Below are 23,336 nucleotides of genomic sequence, written 5' to 3' on the forward strand. Positions count from 1 at the left end.
GGTGATTCATGCAATCGATCGGAAGGCAATGAATTCTATTTCTACTAATGCATTTTTTGATAATTCCTTAACGCTAACCATTACTCCGGTAGACTTTGAATCTCCAAAGTACTGGACGTATACTTCATTCACCTCTTCTGCCTTTTCTACAGATGTCACAAATATAGTATTTTTTAATTTATGACAAAAGTAACTTTAGCTTTTTACAAAAAATTCATCCCCCCTTTTGATTTTACTAAATGGAATACTATGCATGTAATTCATATTCTTAATGATGATCTACTACGATCACTTTTGCTCCTTCTTCATTAGGATTGAACACAACATGAGGTATATCATCAGGAATAATGAAGGCATCTCCTTTGTTCCATTCTGTAATTTCTTCATCTATCTTAATTTTAATATTACCTGAAACAACATAAAATGCGTGACCTTGATAACAAACATGATCTGCCTCATAACCAGAAGGATAAACAACAACCCGCATTCTAAGTTTTTCATCCTCTAACCACTTGGAAAAAGCGCCTTTTGAAACAGAATCCGGTAAAAAATCATCATTCTTCTTGCTCACTATTAATTTGGACATAATAATGTACCTCCTTCTTTTTTTCGCACTTTCAATTCTTTTCAAATAGACAAAATAATATCATGCAGATTTTAAAAATCAATGGCATATACATGGACCTATTCCATAATGAAACAACCAAATGGCTTCTTGTGTTTTGGGTACACTCTCAGCAAAACTATATACTTTTATATTATAATGATTCTTCAAAGTCACCAATGCGTTGGCTTTCTTTTGTAACATAGCCCATTCGTCTATGTATAAAATGGTTAGATTTACCTTTATCATCTATTTTGGTTATTTTTATTTACATACTAGCTTTCGAGTCTTCCACCCTATAGTATCAGGAATATTTAAACCCTCTTTATTGATTTCAAATTCCAATATGTTGACTGAACCTTCATTGCACGATGGACAGCCTCCTTCTGATGCGGATAAATTGGCCCTTCATGGAATCCCTGATTAAACGGATCTTCCACTTGACTACGCTTTCCACATAAGCCCTCAATTACCCGCAATGTACAAAATGGAACATAAGCTGTACTGTATCCGCCCTCATGACAGGCAATCAAACGCCCATTACTATGTTTTTCAGCCAGGTTCTTGATACGCTTACTCATCTGGAAATAACCTTCAGCAGTTAGCAACATTCTTCCAATAGGGTCAAATCGACTTGCGTCTTGTCCAGCTGAAATAAAGATCAATTCTGGTTCAAACTGTTTAATGATCGGTTCGATTAATCGGTCAAATGCATAAAGATAACCCTCATCCCCAGTTCCAGCGGGTAATTCAATATTGATATTATACCCCTCACCATCTTCCTTTCCTGTAAAAGCTACATCGCCTCGATTTTTGGGGAAAATATTTTCCTGATGAATGGAAATAAAAAGTACATCCGAGTCATGCTCAAAGGCAGTTTCCGTTCCATTCCCATGATGAACATCCCAATCTAGGATCAGAATGCGTTTCAGTCCATACTTCTTACGAGCATATTTAGCCGCAATCGTCACATTGTTAAACAAACAAAAACCCATTCCTTCATTAGGCTCAGCATGGTGGCCAGGAGGGCGGACAAGTGCATATGCATTTTGGACCTTTCCTTCCATCACAGCATCAACAGAAGCCAACACACCTCCAGTAGAATTTAGAGCTATTTCATAGGATTCCGGGCCGACAATTGCATGTTCACCTGCATCGCCACCTCCTGCATCACTTAACTCCTGAACTCGGTTAATATAATCTTTGCTGTGATTCAAAGCTACCTCTTCATGGGTGGCATGCCTTGGCTTAATCTGTTGTAGTTCATCCATAAAATTTGAACGCTCAAGCAAATTTTTGACACGTCGCTTAGATTCCGGATTTTCCGCATGAATATCAGCCTGAACCCAACCACCTGACCTGATATTCAATGCCCCATTTCCGGTCTGATGCCAAAAATAACTTTCGTCACAAACGAAACCTGTTTTTGATGTCATGTTAATACCTCCATTAATTAATTAATAGAATTAAAGCTCTTTTTGATTGAATGACTCCAAATAAAATAATTGCTCCTTGTTCTATATACCTAAAGTGAGTTCTGAAACATCATAGCTTTCCCTGTTTACCATATATTTTTAAATTCTAATGGTAAATTATGATAGTTTAACGTTCTAATAGCTTCTAGCGATGCAAGTATACCCAATATTACGTCAAATAAACTAACGCTAAGTTGTGTATCTAAATGTGCAATAAGAAGCGGTGATTTATTCGTTTTTCTCTCTCTTCTACCGTATATATTCCCAAAATCGCCCACCCTAACTTTCAAATCTGATTCTGCCATCCACTTTTTAAATAATCTCGCATCTTCGTTTGAGAGTGCCAGTCTTTCGATTCATTATTATAATTATCCAAAAATTCTGGCCGTAATCGATCATATTTCTTGTCACCTGAAGTTTTTATATAAAAGTCGCAAGGACAACACTCCTACTAAAATTGAATTTATAAACCTAAATTGACAAAGAAGTATCCCCATACAACAACTGAAACCATCGTAACCACAACTGCAGTTACAACAATTTGCTTATATTGCTTTTTGATTTTTGCCAGGCCATTAGGTTTTTTCAAAAACTCATTAATGGTTTGTTCTGCCATATTAGTTTGTTTCATTTTATTGTAATATTCTAGCTCATATGAATTTGCCTTAGTCATAAAAGCTACAATAATTAAGGATCCAACGGAGAAACAAAGAGCAATCATAAGCTCATCAATTCCTTCAGGAACCGATAATTGCCCATTTCTTATAAGTTCTCCAAATAACACAAAAGTTGAAACACCTATTATCATACTTGTTAATGCTGCCTTTGAGTTCATTCGCTTCCATTCAAAAGAAGATACTATTGTTGGCAACCAACCTACTGCAAATATAGAACCTGCATAAATCGAAATCCAGTAAATAGCCGATGGTTGTAAAATGGAAATAATACAGATAATAACAGCAACAATAACTTGTCCTATACGAGCTGCCATAAGTCTTTGTTTTTCATCTAGGTTTTTTTCAAATATTTTCTCATATAGGTCACGCGAAAGTGCAAATCCAACTAACACAAACAAGGTAGATGCCGTCGACATAATAGATGCCATTAAAGCAGCAATCCCAATTCCAGCTACTACTGGTGGAGTATATTCCATGAACCCAACAACCATCGCATTATCTGTTGGTGTAATATTCGGCTCAAGAACTTGCATACCACCTGCTGCGATAAACACAATTAATTGCATAAAAGGGGCGAAAAACACACCAATTATTGCCGCTTTTAAGATAACAAAATCATTGTTCGCGGGAAATACACGAGAAACAAGCGCTGGTATACAAGTAAAAAATAAAATCCAAACTAAAAATTGTGAAATCGACCAGCCGATAGAGCGATTTTCTGTTCCAGCAATTGTCCAATAACCCGGTAATGTCTCTGATAAGCTTTTCATTTGATCAAACCCAGCTTCGCCTATAATAATCGGAGCAATGACCACAGAAATAGCCAACATTGTAAAAAACATTAAGGTATCAGTAATAACAACCCCATACATCCCACCAAATGCAGTAAATACAATTAACGCGAATGTAAATAATATAATTAGTAACTCAAAATTAATATTTGTCACTTTACTCAAGACCAGCCCTGCTCCTATAAACTGAGTGACTCCATATCCAATCAACCCAATAATCATAATCAGCGTAGCAACAACACTAACCCATTTATTATCAAATCTCTTTTCAAAATAATCCGGCATTGTTTTAACACCTAGAGCCTTCATTTTTCTTCCTACATAAATTACCGCGAGAAGAGTCCCTAGCCAGGCTCCAAATGAACCTAGCGCAGCAATCACTAATGGGCCTTCAGCATAGGATTGCCCTGCAATTCCTAACAATGTAGTCGCACTAAGATAAGTTGCGGCTAATGTGCCAACGATGAGAAGTGTAGACCCCTTTTCTCCCATCACATAAAAGTCATCACTACTTTTTACAAAACGAGTTACGACCCCACCGACAACAACATAAAGTAATAAAATTATAACAAATATTGTTACAGCCATATAACACCCTCGCCTCTACTAATAATTCTTAACTTGAACTTTGATGTTTGTCACTCCTATCCAATTCTTTAACTTTTTCCTCCTCTTGTTCTGCTTTTCGGATTACAGGAAGATACTGTTTTCGAAGAATAACAATAACAACTATTGATGAAATTACGGTTACTAAAGTTGCATTTATAAATAAGATTAGCACTTCAACGTTCATAGCAGTTCACCACCATTATTTACTAATCACTTTTCAAATCTGATTTCAAATTATCACCAATCATTTTACCGTTCTGTCAATGTATATATAAATTTAATTACCTTAAACTAGATTAAATTTTCAAGTAAGCTTATTTAGACATCTATTTAAGGGCATGTAAGTTATATTAAATGTTTGATTATAGTTTTTTGCGAAATGAATAACACCATTTATCGTAACCTAATTCTTTTTCATAAAGGCGGTGTGCTTCCGTTCTTATGATACCAGATTCTAAGGCTACATACTTGGCTTCATGTAACTTAGCCCAATCATCAATAAAATTCAATAATTTAGTTCCATACCCTTGTGAACGGTATTGCATATCAGTAACCAGATCAAACACAAATACATGCTTTCTATTATAAAAATTCACCTTAAGTACAAATCCAGCAATAGAGATAAATTCACTTTCCTTAACAATTGAAAATAATTTGTAGCCGTCACTGCGCATATCTTCGAGTAGTTCTAAAAAACTATTTTCTGTTAAATCGGTTCGCAATTGATTGATTAAGGGAAATACTTTTAAAAATTGTTGTTGTTCTGTCAACTCAACTATCTGTTCAGTTGGTTCACTCATTAACTTTCTCCTCCCTAAAGGGGTTCTTTATAATAATAAACTTTACAACCCAACCGACAAATACTTCGTCTCTAAATAAGGTTCTATTCCCTCAACACCACCTTCACGTCCAAGCCCGCTTTCCTTCATTCCCCCAAAAGGAGCATGGGCAGCAGATGGTGCTCCGTCATTCCAACCAATAACACCAAAATCTAAATAGTCGTGTAAGTAAGCTCCTACCTTATAATTATTTGTAAAGAAATATGCTGCTAGACCAAAGGGCGTACTATTTGCAATCTCTACCGCTTTATCAATTTCCTTAAATAGGGTAATTGGAATTACTGGACCAAACGTCTCCTCATGCATGATTTTCATACCCACATCCACATTTTGTAATACGGTTGGATATACGAAGAAATAACCTTGTTCCTTATCCGCATGATATTGGTTTCCACAAAGAACCTCCGCACCTTGATCGATGGCGTCATTGATTTGAGAAACAATTTTATCATACCCTTTTTCGTTGATGACTGGCCCTACCTGTGTATCTTTTTCTAACCCATTACCTACTTTTAATCTTTTGACTTTTTCTGTTAATTTTTTAGCAAATTCTTCTGCAATACTGTCATGGACAATTACACGATTGGCGCAAATACAGGTCTGCCCGGCGTTTCTAAATTTCGAAGCGATTGTCTGATCTACGGCAACGTCAATGTCTGCATCTGCTGCTACAATTAGTGGAGCATGGCCTCCCAATTCCATCGAGACATGCTTAACGGTATCGGCACTATTTTTGATTAATGATTTTCCGACAGGAGTCGAACCGGTAAACGTAATCTTACGGACAAAATCACTAGCTGTAAATAGAGGACCAACATCGCTCCCCCTTCCATTTACTACCTGTACTGCAGATTCGGGAATTCCAACTTCATAAGCAAGCTCAATGAATTTCATTGTTGTTAATGGCGTTTCTTCTGCTGGTTTAACGATAAATGTACAGCCTGCGGCCAAAGCTGGCGCAGCCTTTCTCGTCATCATCGCCGCGGGAAAGTTCCATGGTGTAATCGCCGCAACGAGTCCCACCGGTTGCTTGCTAACAATGATTCGTTTGGTTTCCGAAGCAGCTGGAATGGTACGTCCATATAAGCGTTTGGCCTCTTCCGCATACCAATCTATATAACTGGTGGCGTAATTAACTTCACCCAGTGATTCTTGGATGGGTTTGCCACTTTCCAGCGTCATCACTTCTGCAATTGTCTCTTTATTGTTTTGTATCTTTTCGGACCAGGCTTTTAGTAATCGAGAGCGCTCATGCGCATTCACTTTTCGCCATTCTTGGAAATATTCATGTCCTCGCTTTAATGCTTGATGAATCTCTTCTTCGGTATCAGCTGGAATTTCCCGTATGAGCTCACCTGTTGCAGGGTTTGTTACTTGAATTGATTTCGTCATTGGTTTGCCTCTCCTTTACAAATAAACTATTTTATGCAATTTTATAATTCAAATGCCTCTTCCAATATAGATAATCCTTTCTCCAACTCCACATCTGTAATGACTAACGGTGCCAGAAAACGAATCACATTTCCGTTTACGCCTGCAGATAGAAGCAGGAGCCCGTTTTCATTTGCATAACTTGTTATGGCACCCGTTCTCGCTTTGTCTGGAGACTTATTCACCCGGTTTTCGACAATTTCAACCGCAACCATAGACCCTAGCCGACGAATATCACCAACATAATCATGTTTATTAGCCAACTCTGTTAATTTAGCTTCTATTTTTTGCCCTAGTACTTCTGATTTCGCTACTAAATCTTCTTCTTCGATCACATCAATAACAGCTAGAGCAGCAGCACATGCTACCGGGTTTCCAGCAAAGGTTCCTCCTAATTCCCCGGGAGCAGCTGCATCTAATATTTCCGTTCTGCCCACCACACCACTTAGAGGCAATCCGGCTGCTAGCGATTTCGAAACGGTCATGAGATCTGGAACAACGTCAAAATGTTCGATTCCAAATAATTTTCCTGTTCGGCCAAAGCCTGTTTGTATCTCATCAGCAACAAAAACAATACCATGTTGCACGCAGAAATCACGTACAAATTGTACGAACTTTTTAGGCGGAATAATAAATCCTCCTTCCCCTTGAATAGGCTCCATGACAACGCATGCAACATTTTCCGGCGCTACGGTCGCTGTGAAAAATGCTTTGAATTGCTCAATCGTCTCATCCACGTAAGCTTCCTCAGATAACGCTTCAGGCTTATGATAGAGATAGGGAAATGGTGCCTGATACACTTCCGGGGCAAATGGTCCAAATCCGAATTTATATGGTTTCACTTTACTTGTCATACTCATGGTCATATTCGTTCTACCATGAAAACCACGAACAAAGGAAACCACTGCTTGCCTACCCGTATATTTGCGGGAAGCTTTGATTGCATTCTCCACTGCTTCTGCACCTGAATTAAGTAAGAGGGTTTGTTTGTCAAAAAGACCTGGGGTGATTTGGCATAATTTCTCAGCTAAATGAATATAACCCTCATACATCATCACATTAAAACCAGGGTGCAAAAACTTCTCCACTTGTTGCTGGACTGCTTTTGTCACTTTTGGATGACTGTGCCCAACATTCAAGACACCAATCGCCCCGGCGAAGTCAATCCATTCATACTGATCCACATCCGTAATCGTAGCCCCTAAGGCATGATCAGCGATGGCTAAATTACCATTGTTTACACCACGCGGCACATATTTTTTTCGTTTATTTTGTAAAATTTCATTTGTTAGCGTTGTCATTATTTAGCTCCTTCTTTAAAAATATATAGACTAGTATGACAATAAATTGGTATAATGAAAAGCACCAGATTACAAATAATGATGGTACCAGAAAGAAGATGATCGAAAATGATCTTTTTTAAAGTAAATAAAAACAATAAATCAACCCATATCTATCAACAGATCTATCATGAATTGAAACAAGGTATATTAGAACAAAGAATACCTGCAAATGAAAAATTGCCAGCAAAAAGAAAATTAGCTCAGACATTGGATGTCAGTATTAATTCTGTGACAAATGCCTATGAACAGTTGATTGAAGAGGGCTATATTTATCCCATGGAAAGAAAAGGGTACTTCGTTGAAAACATTACCCAATTTAACCATCATAATGACACGGGTAATTTGAAGATTTCAAATGACTTGAAGGAAAAGGAGCTGAATAGAGAAGGATGGATCTCCCTATCCCATATGACCGCTGATATTTCGATGTTTCCTTTTAAAGAATGGGTGAAAAGTCAAAACAAGGCAATAAAAAATCATAAAGAGGAGCTATCAGAGATTTCTCATCCCCAAGGCCCATATTTGGTAAGACAGACGATTGCGCACATGATCGCAGTAACTCGTGGCGTAGTATGTGAAGCCGAACAAATTGTTATTGGTACGGGAACTCAACCCTTAGTTCGACAGTTAATGCAAATGCAAAAAAACAATACAAAAATAGCCGTAGAAAACCCTGGATATTCTCGTATTTATACCTTACTAAAAGATATGCAATTTGATGTGTCTGCCGTACCATTGGATAAAAAAGGGGTAAAAGTAGATTCGATTGAATCCATCAATCCGGATTTTTTATTCATTACACCGTCCCACCAATTTCCAACTGGAATCATTATGCCAATTTCCCGGCGTATTGAACTTTTAAATTGGGCTGCACTTTCGCAGAATAGCTATATTATTGAGGATGATTATGACAGCGAATTTAAATATGGCACGGACAATATTCCATCATTACAAAGTCTAGATCGCAATCAACGCGTCATCTATAGTGGAACCTTTTCCAAAACCCTATTACCTAGTTTACGCATCAGTTATGCCGTTTTACCTCCTGATTTACTAAGAGCATATCGTCGTCATTATGAGGACTGGATACAAGGCAGTAATTCACTTGGTCTATTTACATTACACTATTTTATCGACAGCGGAGAATACGCCAAACACATGAAACGAATGAACCATCATTATGAAATAAAAAGGAAAAATCTAATAAAGGAACTTCGACTACAATTTAAAGAAGCTATTCATATAAAAGACGTACCTGCTGGCCTTCATTTTCTCGCACAATTTAAAACCGAAAAAAGTTACGAAGAAATCGAAGCAAAAGCAAGGCAGGAAAAACTTGAAATCTATACACTACGACGGTTCATGCTAGACGATGAACCTGCAGAAACAAGTACCATTGAGTTGGTGATCGGATTTGCAAGTATAGGAAATGAAGAGATTGCTGAGGCGGTGGATCGATTGTACCGGGTTGTTAACTTTAGCTGAAGTCATATCTAGGAAGGCTTTAAGGGGTAAGGTTAATCACAAATTTTGGAAGGGCACCAAGAATGAACATGACATTCAAGAAGCAAGGGAACGGTTCCTTGTTTCCGTTCCCACCCGTCAATCATATTACCCTTACCGAAAAGCGATTAAGTTTCAAAAATAGTTTATTATATCTATAGTAAATACAAAGGAGTAAAGTAAAAAACAAACGTGATAGCAATTAATAAAACACCACTAATAATAAGTACATTCGGATACCTTTTTGTAATAGTTATTTCATTCGCATCCCCAAACGTATCAGGAATCTGTAATATTTTTTGGCGGAATTCTTTTTCTACTTCTGTAACATTCTCTGTTCGTGAAATGAATATTAAGGATCCTGTAGATAGTAGTACTCCAATTATTACAGGATGCAAATATATAGGTAATTCTGCTACCAATGTTTGGAATAATTCAGCTCCGACAACGCCAAGGAAGCCAAGTATGATACTCCAAAATGCTGCATTTTTGGTAACACTTTTTGAATAAATACTTGAGAATGCGATAGGTCCCCAAGATGCGGCAAATAACGTTGCAGCGAAATATCCTATCCACATAACTGCTGGTGGTTGCCAAAGTGTGATAAAGAAGATAACTGAACTAGAAACTAGCATCGTATTCCTACTAAATTTTAAAACCTTTTTGCTATTTTTTTCTTTATAAATAAATATATCATGAGCGACACTATTTCCAATAAGCTGTAAAAAAGTAGAACAAGACGATAAAATAGCTGCCATAATACCCACTAAAACAATGACCCCTAACCATGTAGGCATAAGGTTTATAGCTGACCATATAAATGCGTTTTCGGTTGGACTTATATTAGGATTCACCACGTTCACTGTAGCCATGCCAATATGGAGAAATAAGTAAATGACAAAAATGGAAATTGTAGCAATAACCCCGGAGCGAATAACAACGTGCTCACTTTTCGCCATTAAATACCTACTAGTTTGCCAAGGGCTTACAGCAACAACTACTCCCCACACTCCCCCTAATATAATAGCCCACGCCAGTGCTTCAGCAGGTGTATTAAAATTAGCACCCGCCCCGACCATCCCATGCCAGCTTAAAATACCTTCATGAGACTGCAAAGAAGCGGTTTCCATTATAGCATTTGGCCACCCCCCTGTTGCATTAATAATAAATGGTACACCGATTACTGTAGCTAGTAAGAAAATAATAAACATGATCGTATCATTGACAAGTACACCTTTAGCGCCAGATAGGAAAGTGAATGAAGTGTAGGCAACCCATATGATAATCAAAGAAACACCATAAGAGAGACCCGAAACAGAGGAGAATAGTAATGCCCCGCCCTGCGTAACTGCTACAATGTATGCAGATACTCCCAAAATAGTTGTAATTGCAGCTGCCTTTCTTATTTTTTGTGAATCAAAACGTTTACCAAAATACTCAGGAACGGTTAAAGCTTGACTTCTACGCAAATATCTTCCAAAGAAAAACGCCCCTATAACATACCCACTTGCATTAAAAACAACTAAGGTAAGCTGAACAATAGGATAACCTTCATATGAAAAACCAGCTTCTCCCATAAAGGTAACTGAGCTTAAAAATGAAGCAACCAAAGATCCTGTTATCAATAAGGTCGGGGCATTTCGTCCTGAAACATAGTAATCATCCACATTCGTTACTTTCCTTGCTAAAATTATTCCAATCAATATAAAAACCAAAAATGCTATAAGAATCCCAATCAAGTAAGCCACGCATATCACTCCATTTTAAAATTTAAATAGAAAATAATGATTCTTCACCGTTGTGATGAAACACAACGGTGAAGAATCTATTACTCAGCAATATCTTTCTCTTCGTAGGCGCTTTCGCTTTTATAATTGAGTTTGTTTATCATATGTTTCGAAAACACCCCAATAAATATTAAAGCGCTTCCATAAAAGAGCGTAAATAATAATTCACCCATTTATTGTTTCCTCCTCATTTTCCTTCGAAAGTTCCAACGCCGTATAGAACCCTTCCCACACTGCTTCATCTAATGTTCTAGGACTCTTGGCATCTCCAATCCTGTAAACCCTACTAAAATGACTTTTTAACCTGCGAAATTCAGCCAATGAATCAGAAGAATCTTGGCCAACCGCAATCACAACCGCCTCCGGCTTACGTTCCTCAGTGCGCCCGCTAAATAAATGCTCTAAAACTATCTTTTCTTCTTTCACCTCAGCTAATTTAAAATTTGGAGTTTGTTTAACACCTAGCTTGTCCATCTGCTCAAGTAACTTATGTCGTTTATATTGTTGAACTGATTCAGCAATTCCGTAACTTTGTGAAACAATTTCAACACGTTTATCGAGAGAAGCTAAAAACTCTGCTGCTTCAACTCCTGGCCAATCTCCCTTCCAATCGATGACTAGTATATTATCTTCTTCTATCCTTTCTTTTCTTAATACATCCCAAGAAGTGTAAGTAGCAATATTTGTCTTCGAAAATGCTTCTGGTATAAGTGGTTTAGATCCACTAGCAACAATAATACCATCAAACCGCTTATCTTCTACTTCCTCAAAGCTAAAACGTTTTCCTATTTCTATATCAACATTTAACCTTTCTAATTCGTTTGTTAGATATGTTTGCCAGTTCTTTACTTGATCTCTGTTTAATCCACCTCGCATTACGTTTAATTGTCCACCAGGATACTCACTTTCTTCAACTATTTTCACGTTATGACCTTGCTCTGCTAATGTAATCGCCGCCATAATGCCAGACGGGCCACCTCCAATAACTAAATAATCTTTCTTTCTGTCTGCCCTTGGTAGATCAGCGAAATATTTCTCCCGACCTGTAATAGGATTAACGGTACAACGAATAGGGAGATGCTCCTGATATCGACCAATACAACCTTGGTTACAAGCAATACAAGGCACTATTTCTTCCTCACTATCTTGCAGGATTTTAGAAGGAAGATGCGGATCGGCTATAAGGGCTCTAGTCATGCCCACAATATCAGCACAATCATCACGAAGTAATTTTTCAGCAATTGCTGCTGTATATATTCTAGAGGTGATTATTAAAGGTACTGTGTCAATAATTTCTCTTACGCTTGCTACTTCAGAAAAAAGCTGTGAAGCCGTTTCGCTAGCAGGTGGTACAATATAAGAGCTGCCTTTATAACTCGCAGAAGAACCAATTACCAAACTCCAATAATCCAGTTTCCCTAATTGATGAATATGGTTAATTATCTTAAGGGATTCCTCCCCAGAAGTGCCAATATTATCCTTCGATTCTAAAGAGATTCTCATTCCCAATACAAAATCTTTTCCTACAGCTTCACGGACTCTCGTAATTACTTCCTTTGTAAATCTCATTCTATTTTCAAAAGAGCCACCCCACTTATCTGTCCGTTTATTTACTACAGGGCTCCAAAATTGCTCAAATAAATAAGTGTGGGAACCTACAAACTCTGCCCCATCCAATCCAGCTTTTTTCAAATTAAGAGCACTTAATACAAAGCCATCAATAATATCTTCAATTTCCTCTTCCTCTAACTCTCTTGGTATAATATGAAACCGCTCCGTCGGTACGGCAGAAGGAGCCACGACATCATTATTTTCTTCACTAACATATGCTTCCCTCCCATGGTGAATTAATTGAGCAAATAACTTTCCACCATATTGATGAACCTTCTCTGCGGTCTTCTTGTGAATCTCTACAATTTTTGGATTACTGGCATCAATAGCAAAAGGCGTGTTAAGTCCAGTTTTATGAACACCATGAGCCTCCATAACAATTAGACCAACCCCGCCTTTTGCCCTTTCAGTATGATATGCAATAAAATCCTCCGTTGGTAAATGATTTTCCACTAATGTCGTCTGATGGCCACTAGTCATAATACGATTCTTGATTTCAATATCACCAATTTTATATTCAGATAGTAAATTAGGATATTTAGCATTGGACATAAGATACACTCCCCCTAAAATTAAGTATTAGTTAATTAACGAATATCGTAACAAATAAATTTTCTAAGTGTCAATGTAAAATTAAGACTTTTACTAAAAATGGAATTATACTTTTATTTTTAAATCGAATCTATTATTATGAAGTAGATATAACTTGTTTAGAAGGGGATATAATTTTGAGCAATTCAAAGGAATTCAATTATACAAAAAAAGTTGGAGAGAATTTACGTGCTATTCGCTTATCAAAAGGGTTGAAATTAAATGATATCGCAAAAGAAACAGGACTCACCTCCAGTTTTATTAGTCAATTTGAACGAGGAATAACGACTTCATCCATTGCATCAATGCAGAAAATAGCTCAAGTGTTAAATATTCCACTAGCTTCTTTATTTGAAAGTGGTAATATTCAAGATTACGAAGACAATAATATAAGTATAGTTCGGAAAAAAAATCGAAATCAATTTTTTTACCCAAAACCAACATTTACAAAAGATTACTTACTTACCAATTTAGATGGAAAATTACAAGTGATTTATTCTACCACAGAGCCTGAAGGTGTAAGTGGAGAGCCTTACAGTCATGATAGTGATGAAGAATGTATTATTATATTATCTGGAGAAATGGAATTAACAATAAGTGATCAGACTTTTATGCTTTTCGAAGGAGATACAATCAAGTTCAGTAGTCGTTTTCCACATAGTTGGAAAAATAATGGAAAGAAAATTCTAGAGGCATTATGGATCATTACCCCTCCCAGTTTCTAAGGTTTATGAAAATTTCTGTTTAAAGTGTTTAGGGTATCGAATTCATAAATGGTGATTTTTATACATTTGGTGGTTGATGATTCTGGCCATTATTCATTGTAAAAAAAGTCGCTAGTTTTATTGAAAAACCAGCGACTCGATAAATCTAGGAAACATAACATAATAGAAATGTAAGAAATTCGTATACGTAGGGGGACAACTAATCACGATGCGTAACATCGCCTTCTTCATTAAATCCTATGGTTTTAGTGACTTCACTATCTCCATATGTCCCTTATCAATACTGAATAACATTAGCTACAACCACGAAAATTCCACCGATTGCGATAAAAATAAGAATTAAAGGCCATATAAATTTCACCCATTTTTCATAAGGAACACCGGAAGCAGCAAGGTAAGCCATCAACGTACTTCCTGTAGGATAAATCAAATTGGTAAATCCATCTCCCAGTTGAAATGTTAATACTCCAGTTTGTCTTGTAATACCAATCAAATCACCCAATGGTGCAATAATTGGCATGGTTGCAGCTGCCTGTCCAGAACCTGAATTAATAAAAAAGTTAATAATGGTCTGTGTAAAGAATAGACCTAAAACTTGAATCGAATCCGGAAGAAGGATCACTAAATTTGCTAAACCATTAATAACAGAATCAATAATAAGTCCTTCTTCTAGTGCTACAGGAATAGCCCGAGCTACACCAACGATTAATGCGCCCAAGGTAAATGCCTTGGCCCCGCGTATGAACTCTTCTGCAATACGGCTGGGATTTAGGCCTGCACAGATTCCTGCGATCACACCTATAGCAAGAAAAAGCGCAGCAATGTCATTAATATACCAACCTTTGTTTCCTACTCCCCACACAAGCACTCCTAGTCCTACTATTATAGTCATAAGAACGAAATAATGTCTCACTTGAAAATGAGATGTTTCCAGTAATTGGTCATCACTTATTTTCTCACTTTGTTCCATTTCAAACACAATACTTTTCGACGGATCTTTCTTTACCTTACTTGCATATCGAATAATATATAGACTCGATACAATTAAAAGTACAACCCAAACAATAGCTCTTAACCACATACCAGAATAGATAGGGATTTCAGCAATTTCTTGTGCGACCCCGACATTGAACGGATTCATCATTCCCGAAATAAAACCGGAGTATACACCGATAAGAACCATGGATAATCCTGTTATAGCATCATATCCAAGTGACCTTGATAAAGCAATTGCAAGGGGAACCAAAGCCATCCCTTCTACCGTCATTCCAATGGTGAAACCACCGATCGAGAAAAGAACTAAAAGTAAAGGTATAATAAGTATTTCCTTGTTTCCCAGCATTTTTGTTACTTTCCTAACAACAGAATCAAACACTTTCGTAGCTGTTATAATTTGGAAGGCTCCACCAACGACAAATATAAACAATATAATATCACTTGCTTCATTTAATCCTGTTATAAACAAACGAGGGATTTCTACGATATGAATGGGCTGTTGTTCAACATTTTGATATGTACCTTCCTCTACTATTGTATTCCCGGTATTCGGATCTTCCACCCGATCAAATTCACCTGCCGGGATTATATAGGTTAACGCGGCTGCCATTAACACAATAATAAACAATAGCACAAACACATGAGGAACTTTGAATAGCTTTGTCTTGAATTTCTTCATTTTGTTTCTTTCTAATGAATTTTCTCTTACCATTTCACTCTTCGATCCTCCAGTTCAATCAAACGTTAATTTGATTCCTATCAATCTTAAAATTATTTTTATAACATAACCTCATTGTAGAATTTTGTCAACTAAATATATTAATTACGTTATATTATTCGTAGATCATTTACCTTAGTAGAATACACAAAAAAGCGGGTACTCTAATGTATTCGTTTTAGTCACATGAATTCAAACAATAAGAAAAACAAAAATCTGCCTGATATAACCTATCAATGGCAGATTTTTAAAGGTGAAACTTGATTAAAGATACGAAGCAAAATATATTACAGGCTTAAACCCAACGTGTCGTGATCACTTTTTTACGCGTATAAAATTCAACTCCATCTTTTCCATTAGCATGTAAGTCACCATAGAAGGAATCTTTCCAACCGGAAAATGGGAAGAATGCCATCGGTGCCGGAACTCCAATATTAACGCCCAGCATACCTGCATCAATCGTTTCGCGAAATTGACGCACACTGCCCCCATCCCTTGTAAAAAGGCATGAACCGTTCGCAAAAGGGGACTTATTCGTTACATCTATTGCTTCATCCAGATTTTTTACCCGAATAATGGATAACACAGGAGCAAAAATTTCATCCTTCCATATCTTCATATCTGTTGTAACACGATCAAAAATGGTTGGCCCGACGAAATATCCTTTCTCCTGTGCATTACCATCCTCACGTCCATCACGTACTAACGTGGCCCCTTCTTTTTCACCTGTTTCGATGTAATGAAGTGTTCGGTCTTTATGCTGTTCACGGATAACAGGACCTAGGAAGACACCTTCATCAAGCCCGTTACCGATCTTGACCTCATTTGCCTTTTGAACGAGTTGGTCGATAAATTCATCCGCTACAGACTCTTCTACAGCTACTACAGATGCTGCCATACAGCGTTCTCCAGCAGAGCCGAACGCCGCATTCAGAATTTGCGTTGATGCATTATCTATATTCGCATCATTCAGTACAATCGAATGGTTCTTGGCACCGGCTAATGCTTGCACACGTTTCAGATTATCTGTGCCGCGTTTATATACATGTTCGGCAACTGGCTGAGAACCAACAAAGGAAATCGCCGAAACCTGTTTGTGATCGAGTAGGCTATTTACCACTTCATGGGCTCCGTGGACAATATTAAATACACCTTCAGGCAACCCTGCATCTGTCAATAATTCGGCAAGTCGATTAGCCAAAAGGGGCGTGCGTTCAGATGGTTTCAATACAAACGTATTTCCAGTCGCAATGGCCATTGGAAACATCCAACAAGGAACCATCATCGGAAAGTTAAATGGTGTAATACCACCAACTACCCCAATCGGGTAACGATACACACCTGACTCCAACCCTGATGCAATAGAGGGAAGCTGATCTCCCATCATTAAATTAGGTGCACTTGCGGCAAATTCTACATTTTCAATCCCTCGCTGTACTTCCCCTTTGGCTTCCTGCAAGTTCTTTCCGTTTTCAATGGTAATGAGTTCAGCCAGCTCATCCCAGTGTTCAACCAGTAATTGTTGGTATTTAAATAATATACGCGCACGTTTTGGAACTGCTAATTCCTTCCATTCTTGAAATGCCCCATGTGCCACTTGTACTGCATGATCGACATCCTCACTGGATGAAATCGGAACATCTGCGATAACCTCGCCTGTAGCCGGGTTATAAACGGATTCTATCTTCTCACTTTTGGCTTCAATCCATTGGCCTCCGACGAAATTTTTTAGCGTTTTTAGTTCTGTTTGTGGTTGTGTCACAATGAGCCCTCCCTAAATTTTATGAATACGTTGGTATTTTCATATCGTTTAATAATTCACTTGCTCCTTTATATGGCATCTCATGCTCTTCTGCCACTGCCTTATACGTTATAAAGCCATTCATTGTATGAATACCTTTTGAAATAGATTCATCTTCTAAACTTGATTCAACATACCCTTTATTTGCGATACGAAGAACATATGGCAATGTAGCGTTTGTTAATCCTAATGATGATGTTCTTGGTACTGCACCTGGTATATTGGCTACTGCATAATGGACCACCCCATGTTTGATATAAGTGGAATTATCATGCGTCGTTACCCTACCACCAGTTTCGAAAATCCCTCCCTGATCAATGGCAACATCAATAATAACAGACCGATCCGTCATTTCTTTAATCATGTCTTCCGACACCAGTTTTGGTGCCTTGGTCCCGGGAATTAGTACTGCTCCCACAACAAGGTCAGCCTCTTTTACAGATTCTGCAATGTTAAGTGGGTTGGACATAACCGTATTTATTTGATCTCCAAAAAGATTATCCAGTTCTCTTAGCCGTTTGGCGCTGAGATCAATGATCGTCACATCAGCCCCTAAACCAATGGCGATCCTCGCAGCATTTTCTCCAACAACACCACCGCCAATAATCGTTACCTTGCCATGTTTTACACCTGGAATGCCGCTTAACAGAATACCTTTTCCACCTTGTGTCTTTTCTAAGAGCTGGGCTCCAATTTGGGATGCGATTCGCCCTGCAACCTCACTCATCGGTGCCAGCAATGGTAAAGAGCCATCTTTCTCCTGAATTGTTTCATAAGCAATACTGACAACTTTGGAATCTTTTAAGGCTTTTGTTAATGCAGGCTCTGCAGCTAAGTGCAAATATGCAAATAAAATAAGACCTTCATAGAAATAAGCATATTCCTCTGGAAGCGGCTCTTTAACCTTGATGACCATTTCCTGAGACCAGGCTTCTTTCGGCGTTTGAACTAGTGTTGCTCCAGCTTCCTTATATTCTTCATCAGAAAAACCTGAACCAATTCCAGCCTGACTTTCAATAAACACAAGATGCCCTGCCTTGATAAGCGCATATACACCTGCAGGAGAAACGGCTACCCTGTTTTCATTATTTTTTATTTCCCTTGGTACGCCAATTTTCATAACTCAGCCTCCATTATTCAGTAATACTACAACCAAACTTAAATTTATGATTCATTCTCCTTGAACACTTTTTTTATTACGGACAAGATGAAGTCTAAATCTTCATCTGTACTAGACAACGGCGGACATAGTGCAAGTATATTATTATATCCGGCAACGGTATCCCCGTTTCTTCCAATAATCAACCCATTCGCCTTACAATCGCTTATTATTTTCTTGACCCGCCCATCATGTGCTGGCTCTTTTGTCTTCTTATCTTCTACCATTTCTATACCCATTACAAATCCCTGATGTCGAATATCCCCGACGTAGGGATGCGATTCCAGCTCCTTCAGTTCATTTCCCAATCGATCACCTAAAACAGCTGCTCTATTTGTTAAATTTTCCCGTTCCATTATTTCAATATTTTTTAATGCTAAAGCACAGGCTGCTGGATTTCCCCCAAATGTATTCACATGGCGGAAATGACTATTTTCATCATCTGTATTAAATGTTTCATAGATATCTTTGCGAACAGCTGTAACGGATAAAGGCAAATAAGCGCTTGTTAATCCTTTTGCCATCGTAACGATATCCGGTTTTATATCATAGTGCATATGTCCAAACGTTCTTCCTGTCCTTCCAAATCCACAAATCACTTCATCAATAATCAACAAAACACCATATCGATTGCAGATTTCCTGTACCTTTTCCACATATACCGGATCCGGTATTAATACCCCTCCGCCAGTAATCAGTGGTTCCATAATAACAGCAGCGATGGTTTCTTTCTGCTCCCATATAATTTTCTCCTCAATCTCTTCGGCTTTTTGTAAATTATACGCCTCCACAGATTGTCCTTGAGGTCTTCGATAATTATCAGGAGGCGCAACATGTAAAAAGCCAGAAGTAAGTGGTTCATATTTATATTTACGAAGCGATTGACCTGTTGCAGCCAGTGCACCTAAAGACCCGCCATGATAAGCTCGATAACGCGATATAAATTTATATCGTGACGCATCCCCATTTTGCTGATGGTATTGGCGGGCTATTTTAAAGGAAACCTCGTTGGCATCCGAACCACTATTAGAGTAGAAAATCATATAGTCTTCATCGAGCATGTCATTTAGTTTTTCAGCAAGTTTTATTCCTGGTAAGTGGCTTTGTGTCATGGATGTATATGACATTTCCTTCAATTGATCATATGCCGCTTGAGCCAGTTCTTCACGTCCGTAACCAACATTTACACACCATAGGCCAGACATGCCATCGAGATATTGGTTTCCATTATGGTCCGTAATCCATGAGCCTTTTGCTTCTTTAGCAATCATGGGATGCGTATTTTCATCATACTTGGAGATATGATGCCATATATTTGCTTGATCCTTCGCAAGTAACGATTGCGTTTCTTCTTTTACGCTTTTCATTTACCTTCCCCTCTCTACAAAAAAATGAAATAGGTACATAATCGTATCACGACTTAAATTTAACTGAACGTCTAATCATTGATTTTATATACATTCAAAATTAACCCACTCCTTTGCAGTTAATTCACATTGACAACGGTTACAACATCCATCATACTGTATTATATGAATTATTATAATTATTTTCATTTTACAATGTGTTAAGCCGTACAGTTTCTTTTTTTACAAGTTAGAATAAAGCATCTACAACGATATTATTAAAATCTTTACTGTTAGTATTCTAAACACCTTACAAATTGATTATCACTATTGTTGCTTCACGCGATATACATAATGCACCGTTTTCTTTAACATTGTGGAGGTATGGCTCTTGATCGCTAAATTCGAATTAACCATTAACGACATTCTGCAAAGAGATATTTTTAAAAAAGCCAGAGTGATTGCTGGAAAACAAGGATTACATAAGCATGTTAAATGGACACATATATTGGAAACAAACAAATTTGATGCTTTAATCAACGGGGATGAGCTGATCTTAACAACCGGTGCAGGGCTTAAACTTGATTCTTCTACCGAATTAACTCCTATGATGAATTTAATCAATAGAAATGTAGCAGGTATCTGCGTAGAAATAGGCACACACGTCAATCATATTTCTAATGAAGTCATCCAGTTGGCCAACGCGCATCAATTTCCGATTATTATATTTGATCAATTTGTTAAGTTTGTTGATATTACTCAAGACCTTCATACCCTAATTATTAACAAGCACCATCAAATGCTTTATCAGTTAAACGAATTGTCAACCAAATTTAATGAACTTTCATTATTACCAAATGGAATTTTGAAAATACTACAAGAAATGTATACCTATTTAAAAAAAGATGCTCTTTATATTACCGATGAAGCACGATCGTATTATTATCCGCCAGAGACAAAATACATCGAAAAGAAAATTCGCCCACATTTTTCTAATTTAGACGATGATAATAAAAAGCAACGATTAATTTCAGTGGATGAAGGAAATTTTGCTTTCGTGCCTGTAAAGGGCTTAGGACAAATTTGGGGATATCTATGCTTGAAGATACAAGATAATCGTTTGGATCATTTTCTTTTCTCTGTGATGGATCGTGCAGCGCTGGCGATTGCTCAAATCATGTTACGAAATAGAACCATAGAGGAAAGAAAACAGAATATCGAAAGTAATATTGTTCGAAATTTATTACACGGAAAGGATTATGATTCTGATGAACTACAAACGTTTTTACCTTTCTCCGCATCAAATTTTCGGTACAGACTGGTTCTAATTCAAATTGAACAAGCGAACAATGAAGAGGAAGATTGGAACGAAATAAAACTGCAACGTTCCGCAATGTTCCGCTCCTTATTTAAACAACATGGTTTCTACCCTGCTGTATCTGTTGGAAAAAATGATATTGCTATCGTTGCATCTTTTAAAATGAAAGATGATGCGGATCAAGATGTAGACAGATTTTCTCCGATCTTGCATATGATGAAGGATACATATGCCAAAAATATTTTTGATAGCAGTAAATGTATTTTTGGAATTAGTAAGATCAATAAAGATATATCCGCTTTAGCCACTAGTTATCAAGAGGCCAAAAAAATGCTTTTTTTACAGCGAACGAACATTTCATCAGCCGTCTTTTATGAAAACATTGGCGTATATAGAATGTTGCTGGATCAGCGGAATGAACATTTAAAATCATATATTTACGATTGTTTGGAACCAATAATCAAATATGATCAGAACACCAACAGTGAACTTTTTCGAACCTTGGAAGTATATTTAAATTGCCGCGGGTCCAAAAAAGAAGCTGCAGAACAATTATTTATTGTTCGACAGACATTGTATCATCGTCTTAGAAAAATAGAGGAATTACTTGGAAATGACTTCATGGAGCCAAGCAACCGCTTAGCTTTAGAGCTTGCTATCAAAGCATATTATATTTCACATGCGAATAGCAATGGTTGAAAGAAAACAATCTTTTGGATTTCTTTCAACCATTCGCTACCTAAGCCTAGTTAAGCTTCATTTGTTACTAGATCCAAAACGGTTTGTAACATGACATTAACCCCATTTTCACAATCCTCCCAAGCTGTCAGTTCATCTTCCGAATGACTTTTTCCATTTACACTTGGTACAAAAATCATAGCTGTAGGAATATAAGTAGCAATAAACTGTGCGTCATGCCCAGCGCCACTTACCATGCGCTTATAAGAATAACCGATATTTTTCGTGGATTGTTCCACTCTCTTAACCAGTTCTTCATTAAACCATACGGTATTCCGGTCCCATTGTTTGGTTATTTTCACTTCGCATTTTTCTTTACCATGGGAATCCGGAATTCCCTGAATAATTTCCTCCACTTGTCTAATGGTTGTAGAATCCTGGTGTCTAGCCTCAAGAGTGAACACAACCTTATTTGGAATGACCGTATGAATGTTTGGACTGGCATTTATTCTACCAATCGTATAGACTAATTCATCATCCAGTTTGTTCATTTTCTCCCGTATTTCTGCAATTAAATTATTTGTAGCAAACAACGCATCTTTTCGCATTGACATTGGTGTTGTACCGGCATGATTGGAGTCTCCAGTAACTTCGATTTCATAATTGACCATACCCACCACGCCTTCTACGACACCAATCTGCAAGGATTCACTTTCTAAAACTGGTCCTTGTTCAATGTGTAACTCTAAAAAGGCCGCTGCATCTTTCAACCGATTTTCTGCTTCTCCTTCAAAACCACTATTTTTTAGTGCTTCTATAAACGTAATTCCTTCTGCATCCGTTTTCTGTAACATGGTTGTTTTATCAAATTTTCCTGAGATCACACCGGAACTCATCATCGCGGGCTCAAATCTTGCCCCTTCTTCATTGGTAATATTGGCAACAACAATAGGTACCTGAGGTTTAATGTCGCTATGAACGATGGTCCGAACTATTTCCAGTCCAGTAAGTACACCCAGCACACCGTCAAACCTCCCCCCTTTTTTCACGGAGTCCAAATGAGACCCGACAACCACTGGTAGCTGATTATTATCGACTCCAGGTAATGTTGCATACATATTTCCCATATCATCAGAGACGACCGTCATTCCGAGCTTTTCACATTCAGATTGAAAATGTCTTCTTACTTTAATGTCTGTATCTGATAATGCTAAACGGGTAACTCCATTGTTTTCAGTCCTACCGAAATCGGCAAACGCCTCGATCGTTTTCTTAAGCCTTTCTCCATTGATTAACATTTTTTGTTTCTCCATCATTCATTACCTCCTATTCTA

The 23,336-nt window shown here is 37.6% G+C and carries 19 protein-coding genes; 3 read left to right on the forward strand and 16 right to left on the reverse strand.

Going from position 1 to position 23,336, the window contains the following annotated elements; genetic code table 11:
- Nucleotides 1-6: 6 nt before the first annotated feature.
- The 8 genes from KFZ56_RS15475 to gabT form a co-directional block, all read right to left on the reverse strand.
- A complete protein-coding gene (locus KFZ56_RS15475) occupies nt 7-165 on the reverse strand; it encodes a RidA family protein (RefSeq protein ID WP_222644022.1) in 159 nt (52 codons plus the stop codon).
- 103 nt (nt 166-268) lie between these two features.
- Nucleotides 269-586 carry a cupin domain-containing protein gene (locus KFZ56_RS15480; RefSeq protein WP_222642887.1) on the reverse strand — a complete coding sequence of 106 codons (318 nt, stop codon included), beginning with the start codon at nt 584-586 and terminating at the stop codon, nt 269-271.
- A 332-nt stretch (nt 587-918) separates the two neighbouring features.
- The gene (locus KFZ56_RS15485) at nt 919-2,040 is read right to left on the reverse strand and encodes a histone deacetylase-like amidohydrolase (protein ID WP_222642889.1); all 1,122 of its coding nucleotides are present in this window, start codon (nt 2,038-2,040) and stop codon (nt 919-921) included.
- A 502-nt stretch (nt 2,041-2,542) separates the two neighbouring features.
- A complete protein-coding gene (locus KFZ56_RS15490) occupies nt 2,543-4,135 on the reverse strand; it encodes a sodium:solute symporter family protein (protein ID WP_222642891.1) in 1,593 nt (530 codons plus the stop codon).
- Nucleotides 4,136-4,163: 28 nt separating this feature from the next.
- A complete protein-coding gene (locus KFZ56_RS15495) occupies nt 4,164-4,340 on the reverse strand; it encodes a hypothetical protein (protein WP_222642893.1) in 177 nt (58 codons plus the stop codon).
- 178 nt (nt 4,341-4,518) lie between these two features.
- Nucleotides 4,519-4,956 carry a GNAT family N-acetyltransferase gene (locus KFZ56_RS15500; protein WP_222642895.1) on the reverse strand — a complete coding sequence of 146 codons (438 nt, stop codon included), beginning with the start codon at nt 4,954-4,956 and terminating at the stop codon, nt 4,519-4,521.
- Nucleotides 4,957-4,998: 42 nt separating this feature from the next.
- Complete coding sequence (locus KFZ56_RS15505) at nt 4,999-6,387, reverse strand: NAD-dependent succinate-semialdehyde dehydrogenase (protein WP_222642896.1); 1,389 nt, start codon at nt 6,385-6,387, stop codon at nt 4,999-5,001.
- A 41-nt stretch (nt 6,388-6,428) separates the two neighbouring features.
- On the reverse strand, nt 6,429-7,730 hold the full coding sequence (gabT, locus tag KFZ56_RS15510; RefSeq protein WP_375540705.1) for a 4-aminobutyrate--2-oxoglutarate transaminase: 1,302 nt from the start codon (nt 7,728-7,730) through the stop codon (nt 6,429-6,431).
- 105 nt (nt 7,731-7,835) lie between these two features.
- Between gabT and gabR the strand changes: the two genes are divergently transcribed.
- Nucleotides 7,836-9,254, forward strand: coding sequence for a MocR-like transcriptional regulator GabR (gene gabR / locus KFZ56_RS15515; protein ID WP_222642898.1), 1,419 nt, complete (start codon nt 7,836-7,838; stop codon nt 9,252-9,254).
- Nucleotides 9,255-9,427: 173 nt separating this feature from the next.
- Here the strand turns inward: gabR and KFZ56_RS15520 are convergent, their stop codons facing one another.
- The 3 genes from KFZ56_RS15520 to KFZ56_RS15525 form a co-directional block, all read right to left on the reverse strand.
- Nucleotides 9,428-11,020 carry a sodium:solute symporter family protein gene (locus KFZ56_RS15520; RefSeq protein ID WP_222642899.1) on the reverse strand — a complete coding sequence of 531 codons (1,593 nt, stop codon included), beginning with the start codon at nt 11,018-11,020 and terminating at the stop codon, nt 9,428-9,430.
- Between the two features lie 80 nt (nt 11,021-11,100).
- A complete protein-coding gene (locus KFZ56_RS19660) occupies nt 11,101-11,232 on the reverse strand; it encodes a hypothetical protein (RefSeq protein ID WP_255585175.1) in 132 nt (43 codons plus the stop codon).
- Complete coding sequence (locus KFZ56_RS15525; protein ID WP_222642900.1) at nt 11,225-13,222, reverse strand: oxidoreductase; 1,998 nt, start codon at nt 13,220-13,222, stop codon at nt 11,225-11,227. The genes KFZ56_RS19660 and KFZ56_RS15525 overlap by 8 nt, the downstream gene beginning before the upstream one ends.
- A 176-nt stretch (nt 13,223-13,398) precedes the next feature.
- Between KFZ56_RS15525 and KFZ56_RS15530 the strand changes: the two genes are divergently transcribed.
- Complete coding sequence (locus KFZ56_RS15530; protein ID WP_222642901.1) at nt 13,399-13,986, forward strand: helix-turn-helix domain-containing protein; 588 nt, start codon at nt 13,399-13,401, stop codon at nt 13,984-13,986.
- A gap of 277 nt (nt 13,987-14,263) precedes the next feature.
- Here KFZ56_RS15530 and KFZ56_RS15535 read toward each other — a convergent pair whose 3' ends face one another.
- The 4 genes from KFZ56_RS15535 to KFZ56_RS15550 all read right to left on the reverse strand — a co-directional run bounded on the left by KFZ56_RS15535 (nt 14,264) and on the right by KFZ56_RS15550 (nt 20,027).
- Complete coding sequence (locus KFZ56_RS15535; protein WP_222642902.1) at nt 14,264-15,661, reverse strand: YfcC family protein; 1,398 nt, start codon at nt 15,659-15,661, stop codon at nt 14,264-14,266.
- Nucleotides 15,662-15,995: 334 nt separating this feature from the next.
- A complete protein-coding gene (locus KFZ56_RS15540; RefSeq protein WP_222642903.1) occupies nt 15,996-17,462 on the reverse strand; it encodes a CoA-acylating methylmalonate-semialdehyde dehydrogenase in 1,467 nt (488 codons plus the stop codon).
- Between the two features lie 19 nt (nt 17,463-17,481).
- A complete protein-coding gene (gene ald / locus KFZ56_RS15545) occupies nt 17,482-18,621 on the reverse strand; it encodes an alanine dehydrogenase (protein ID WP_222642904.1) in 1,140 nt (379 codons plus the stop codon).
- Between the two features lie 44 nt (nt 18,622-18,665).
- Nucleotides 18,666-20,027, reverse strand: a complete 1,362-nt coding sequence (locus KFZ56_RS15550) for an aspartate aminotransferase family protein (RefSeq protein ID WP_222642905.1) — start codon at nt 20,025-20,027, stop codon at nt 18,666-18,668.
- A 370-nt stretch (nt 20,028-20,397) separates the two neighbouring features.
- Here KFZ56_RS15550 and KFZ56_RS15555 point away from each other — a divergent pair, with 370 nt between their 5' ends.
- Entirely contained in the window at nt 20,398-22,023 is a 1,626-nt protein-coding gene (locus tag KFZ56_RS15555; protein ID WP_255585176.1) for a PucR family transcriptional regulator, read from the forward strand.
- A 50-nt stretch (nt 22,024-22,073) separates the two neighbouring features.
- Here the strand turns inward: KFZ56_RS15555 and KFZ56_RS15560 are convergent, their stop codons facing one another.
- The gene (locus KFZ56_RS15560; protein WP_222642906.1) at nt 22,074-23,315 is read right to left on the reverse strand and encodes a Zn-dependent hydrolase; all 1,242 of its coding nucleotides are present in this window, start codon (nt 23,313-23,315) and stop codon (nt 22,074-22,076) included.
- Between the last annotated feature and the right edge of the window lie 21 nt (nt 23,316-23,336).

The sequence above is a fragment of the Virgibacillus sp. NKC19-3 genome (genome assembly GCF_019837165.1).
GTDB lineage: Bacteria > Bacillota > Bacilli > Bacillales > Amphibacillaceae > Virgibacillus_L > Virgibacillus_L saliphilus.